This is a genomic window from Clostridium tanneri, assembly GCF_033659955.1.
GTDB classification, from domain to species: domain Bacteria; phylum Bacillota; class Clostridia; order Clostridiales; family Clostridiaceae; genus Clostridium_AM; species Clostridium_AM tanneri.
The window spans coordinates 1-2,450 of the sequence record NZ_JARUJP010000058.1; the positions used below are offsets into that span (position 1 = coordinate 1).

Consider the following 2,450-nt stretch of genomic DNA (forward strand, 5'->3'; position numbering starts at 1 on the left):
GCCACATAGCTCATTAGGTGGGCTTACGCCCTTTGAAAAGAGGTATTTGTAAAATTAATCGAACTAAGTGTTACAATTTTGCTTGACCATGTCAACCCATTATTAGTTAATAGAACAACTAATCCGAAGCCAATGCTTCCAGTACACACAGCTAATGGACTAAAAGAAACATTAGCTAAGGTTTTTGGACTTGAAATAAAACAAGGACATTATTAGGAGACTTAATAATGGAAGCCTATGAAAAGAGGGGAATAATTAAAAATCAGCCCGATACATGGGATAAGTCTGCACCTACACTTAAAAATGTGTATGATACATATGTTAATAAGAAAGATTTAAAAGAAGACAAAGTATGGAAAAATAAATTTACATTAATAATTGAATGATTAAAATTAAATTGGAATTAATGTAGTTATATAGATATGATAAAATAATTTAAGGAGAATAAAGAAATGTTTTTTTATACTATTGTAACAATATTAGTAGTTATTATGATTGTTATTGGGATAAAAATGAGCTTACATCTTATAACAATAAGATTAGCATTTTACAAACCAAAGTTAAATAAAACGTTAGCTTTGGAAGTATGTAGTGCAATGAAAATTAAATATAAAAATTTAGAGTCTAAAAAAATATTATTTGTTGTAAAGATATTTAGTAAAGGTCTGAGTGCAGAACTCTATAAAACTTGTACAGGAAAATATAAAATTGAGCTGTCCAAATTACTTATTGATTAATATTTGCAAAATACCAAAAGCGGTCTTTTGCAAATATTAAGCCATGAATTAATTCACATTCTTAATGATGAATTTGAAAGGAATTGCGGTACAGTCGAAGAGAAAGCATTACAGATAATAGAAGAAATAAGAGCAGATATTGAAGGGAAAAAATTGCTAAACTTAAAAGGAGATGATATAGATAGAGCATTTGATTTATGCATTGAATTTAATGATGATGGAGTTAAAGAAGAGGAGTATTTTTATAATAATTGTTACCCAACCTATCAACAGAGAAAAGAGTTTACTAAAAATTATGATGAAGTTACAGAAGATTTGATAAGGAAAATTTTTAGTAAAATAAGAAAGTATTATACTGTTGAAAATGAAGATGAGATTGTAAAAAAAGCAGTTGATAAATATTCAAAGATGAGCAACAAATTTTGTGATAATAAATATAGTGAATCATTCTGGAAAATTAATTAAGCAAATGAGTGACATAGGGGAAAAACTAATTTTGAGAAATAAAAGAATCAAATTATAAGTAAATTAAGTAAATATAGAAATTATCTAAAAGTACTTAATTGATACATTATAATATAAAAGTTTTGTAATTCGCAGCACAATTAAGAATGATATGGAAAATGTTAAATTTATAAAGTCACCCAAAAGTATTAATATTAATATGCATTCATGCAAAATGTACAAGCATAATTTATCTAAGGATAACAAAAACGAGTAGCATGAATGCGGAAACTAAGAATGTATCACGTATCTTTATGGATGACTCCAAATTTAAAATACCAGTATTTCAAAGGGATTATTCTTAGAAAAATGATAATTGGAAAGAATTATGGAATGATATTATTATTGGCTTTGATGAAAGTAATCAACATTATCTTGGTTCAATGGTGTTGGTTGACAACGATAACTATAAAGAGCATTGGCAAGAAAGACTTACTACATTATCGATCATTATAAAAGCAATTCACTGGAATATTAAAGAACTTATAAAGGATAACATTGATGTAGAAGGCAATAAAAAAGGTTAGATAAAATAAGTAGATTAATTTTTGAAGAAGATATTTATACTCCAGAGAATATATCAAATAGAATAATGTTGAATGATACAAATGGTGGATATTACAACAAATATATAGTAAAAGATAAAGTAAGTAATTTAGTTAATGTCACATCAAAGAGTAATGAATTATTAATGAATTGTTATAAATATTACAAAAGTGCAATTAAAAATACATGTACTGACAAATCAGCAGGATTAATGGATATTATAGTACTATTGGATTATTTCAAGTACATATGTAAAAACATTGTTGTAGTTGAAATTCTTGTTTTAGATTATTCAAATCCATATGTAATATTTGAAACATCAATGATAGAGAGGTAGAACTTATAGCTATCGATCTACTGAAAAATTATCTTTTTTCAAAGGTAAATCCATCCGAGCATAGTTATGTAAATAGTATATGGAATAAAGTAACAGGTAGAGTTGGCGAAAAGAATATTACAAAATATATAAGATATTTTGGGAATTGTAAGAATAAGAAGGTTACTGAAAAAAACCTATTTAAAGAGCTGAAAAAATATATAGATACGGGTATTTCGGTTAAAGATTTTCTACTTCAGTTAGATGAGGTTTCAATAATTTATAATTCTATATTAGAGCCTAATAGTCTAATATGGAATAGTGATACAGAAATTGCTAAATACCTT

Annotated in this window: 6 protein-coding genes; all 6 read left to right on the forward strand. The window is 26.2% G+C overall.

Annotated elements, in window-relative coordinates; translation table 11 throughout:
- Window positions 1-78 precede the first annotated feature (78 nt).
- The 6 genes from P8V03_RS18810 to P8V03_RS18835 all read left to right on the forward strand — a co-directional run bounded on the left by P8V03_RS18810 (window position 79) and on the right by P8V03_RS18835 (window position 2,124).
- Window positions 79-216 (forward strand): hypothetical protein, encoded by a 138-nt coding sequence (locus P8V03_RS18810; RefSeq protein ID WP_318799347.1) that lies wholly within the window; start codon window positions 79-81, stop codon window positions 214-216.
- Between the two features lie 11 nt (window positions 217-227).
- On the forward strand, window positions 228-386 hold the full coding sequence (locus P8V03_RS18815; RefSeq protein ID WP_318799348.1) for a hypothetical protein: 159 nt from the start codon (window positions 228-230) through the stop codon (window positions 384-386).
- A 66-nt stretch (window positions 387-452) separates the two neighbouring features.
- Complete coding sequence (locus P8V03_RS18820) at window positions 453-737, forward strand: hypothetical protein (protein ID WP_318799349.1); 285 nt, start codon at window positions 453-455, stop codon at window positions 735-737.
- Between the two features lie 27 nt (window positions 738-764).
- The gene (locus tag P8V03_RS18825) at window positions 765-1,202 is read left to right on the forward strand and encodes a hypothetical protein (protein ID WP_318799350.1); all 438 of its coding nucleotides are present in this window, start codon (window positions 765-767) and stop codon (window positions 1,200-1,202) included.
- A 428-nt stretch (window positions 1,203-1,630) separates the two neighbouring features.
- The gene (locus P8V03_RS18830) at window positions 1,631-1,768 is read left to right on the forward strand and encodes a hypothetical protein (protein WP_318799351.1); all 138 of its coding nucleotides are present in this window, start codon (window positions 1,631-1,633) and stop codon (window positions 1,766-1,768) included.
- Window positions 1,769-1,836: 68 nt separating this feature from the next.
- Entirely contained in the window at window positions 1,837-2,124 is a 288-nt protein-coding gene (locus tag P8V03_RS18835; RefSeq protein ID WP_318799352.1) for a hypothetical protein, read from the forward strand.
- Window positions 2,125-2,450 lie beyond the last annotated feature (326 nt).